This is a genomic window from Halostagnicola sp. A56 (assembly GCF_000691505.1).
Classification (GTDB): Archaea; Halobacteriota; Halobacteria; order Halobacteriales; family Natrialbaceae; genus Halostagnicola.
On sequence record NZ_JMIP02000005.1, the window covers coordinates 1 to 2,509 of the forward strand.

The 2,509-nt window shown below is 50.6% G+C and carries 2 protein-coding genes; one reads left to right on the plus strand and one right to left on the minus strand.

Features of this window, described 5'->3' with window-relative positions; translation table 11 throughout:
- Nucleotides 1-894 precede the first annotated feature (894 nt).
- Nucleotides 895-1,191 carry a MarR family transcriptional regulator gene (locus tag EL22_RS00130; RefSeq protein WP_343123171.1) on the plus strand — a complete coding sequence of 99 codons (297 nt, stop codon included), beginning with the start codon at nt 895-897 and terminating at the stop codon, nt 1,189-1,191.
- Between the two features lie 464 nt (nt 1,192-1,655).
- On the opposite strand, the gene EL22_RS00135 is transcribed toward EL22_RS00130, so the two are convergent.
- Nucleotides 1,656-1,865 (minus strand): OB-fold domain-containing protein, encoded by a 210-nt coding sequence (locus tag EL22_RS00135; protein WP_050049593.1) that lies wholly within the window; start codon nt 1,863-1,865, stop codon nt 1,656-1,658.
- Between the last annotated feature and the right edge of the window lie 644 nt (nt 1,866-2,509).

The following is a 2,509-nucleotide window of genomic DNA, read 5'->3' on the forward strand; positions in this document are numbered from 1 at the left end:
CTCCGAACGGGCACACCCGGTCGAGCGGACCATCGACGTCGCCGCCTCACCTGAACAGCGCAGAATACGACGATCTACACTCGTATCGGAGAACGAGCGCGAGTATGGGAGCCGTTCACTCGAGGAGTCCAGCAAACAGGCGAAAGACGGTTGATCTATTGAGATTCATTGATAGTGTATTACGCACACGCAGAAGAGAGAACCCGAATTCGTATGGCCGAACACGTCCCTATATTGCAGGTCGGGAGCAATCTCGAGTGAGAAGTCGCCGGTCGAAACCGGTTCACGTCGCACTGACGCGAAGAGACGGCGGCCACGAATTTTTTCGCGGATAAATTTAAAAGTAGATTCCCAGTAGTTCGATCTGAGAGCATCGATTAAGACGGAGATTCGACAGGGATCTAGTTCGAATCGATGCGTTCCGTTCAGATGGACACTCCGCTGTATACAGCACGTATCGACTAACAGCGAGTCAGCATAAATATGGGGAGACAGCGGCATCGAATTCGAACCATCCTGTTTTTTATTTGTTCGTTTATGGCCAGTATATATGTAAGAAATGAGGCTAATAGGCTTCATTCATATTGTTATCACAATATAGTGCAGAATAAGTTGTTGTTTCTCGAGCGTAACTAAAGAGAGGATTTGAGGTAGAACATGTTGTGTAAATAGTTCTAATGGCATTTGAGTGCCGAGAGACTGAGAGACAACGGTGATCTCGTGAAGTTTGCCACCGCGGTACAGATCATCGAAGGCTGCTGTGTCAGTTCCAGAGCAAAGCGACGTTTCCGTTGTCGCCATATTCACACCGGCGCAATTCTACGATCCATCGCTCCTCCGGTATTGTCGTGGATAGCACCAAGGAATATTCCCTGGTACTAACTACCGTGAATCGTGTACACGACCATCAATGTGAATTTATATACCAACCCGTTGCCAATTTTGCTGGATACGATGTCCACGGCTTCACACGATAGAGCGGTTCCCGAACAGGCGTTCTCAGGAGTATCTGAGCTCGAATCCTCCAAGGCCAAACTCGTTTATTTGGCACTCCTCGTGACGGAGGAGGCGACGACCACTGAACTCCAGCGGATGCTAGACCTGCCGAAACTGACGCTACTGCCGATTCTCACCTCGCTCGTACACCAAGATCTCGCACAGTGCACGGAGGACGGCTACGCCTGCCAGTGACAGCGAGAGTAACGGCAACCAGTCTTGGGTATATAATACAATTATCCTCGAGTCATAGCTAATTCTTTTTATCGCAGTCTTCGAGCGACGAGGCACCGGTCCGATCGCTACGTACCCGCATAACCGACTGAAACATACGATACCCTCGGAGATGCGTTTTTCGCCGACAGGCATGGCTATCCGAGGTTACTCTCTTGATTCAATTCCGATTCAAATTGACTTTTTCGGTAGAATTCTAATAAAAGCAGTTTCGACCGCTCGAGGTGCGGGTTGACCGGACCCACACCTCACGAGTAGAAGTCCGACCAGCGTCAGAGCGACACTTGGATAGTACGTACACTATTGGACACACGACGAGCGCGATAATCACTTCGCTCAGAGACGCCAACAGCCACTGAACTAACTATATCAGATCAGGAATGCTACCGAATGACGCTCAAGCGAGAGACGCGGTTGCCGGGTCGCTACTCGAGACGGATCCTCGGGCCGGCGCTGGGTGAATCGCCGGCTCGAAGCGTGGTGATGTCGCCGAACTCGACCGAATCGCCGGCCGAAATTTCGGGGCCGTCTACCTGCGCGACGAGTCGGATATCGTCGTCGAACTGGATCAGTCCGAGTCGGTTCGGCGCTCTGACCCCCGGCGGTGTGGCGTGGACTGTCGTCGTGGCTAGCACGCGCCCAGTACCGAGCGAATACGTCTCGAACGACGTCGATCCGCACTCGGCACAGCGAGCCCGCGTGTAATACCAGTGGWKMGAKYCCGTCCACTTTCGGCCAATCTCTTACAGAAGTACGATCGTAAACTATTCCTCTGAATAATAGGGTATTATAGTAGAAAACCAACTTTAATGCATCAAATCTATTAAAACACTCAGAAATATAGAATATTCACACATTTTGTTTTCTTATCTGGCATTGTACGGCTTTATCCGATAATTGACGGTATTTCGGTCGAGAACCACCTATCTACTGTATCCGGTGAGGGAGACTCTAAATAATATTGCATAAATAGAACACGACTAATCTAATCGATATGTGGAATCTCTGTAGTTGCTTCCCTATAGGAATACTTAGATTGTTACGTGTGGTTCGTCTCCTCTCGAGCACCTTTGTTGGTAATACCCATAGAAACATCGGCACTCGTCGCTTTCGTTCCGAAACCTGCCTGCAGTGGTCGACTGTTCTCATTCGCGTGCGGACGGGGTCCACGGTTGTCCAGACGGGGCCGACATCACGGAACGTCGGCGCCTTCGTAACGGAATCGAGTTCTGCGAGGATAGGCACGTATCTTTTTCGGGACGCACTCCGGATAGTCTGT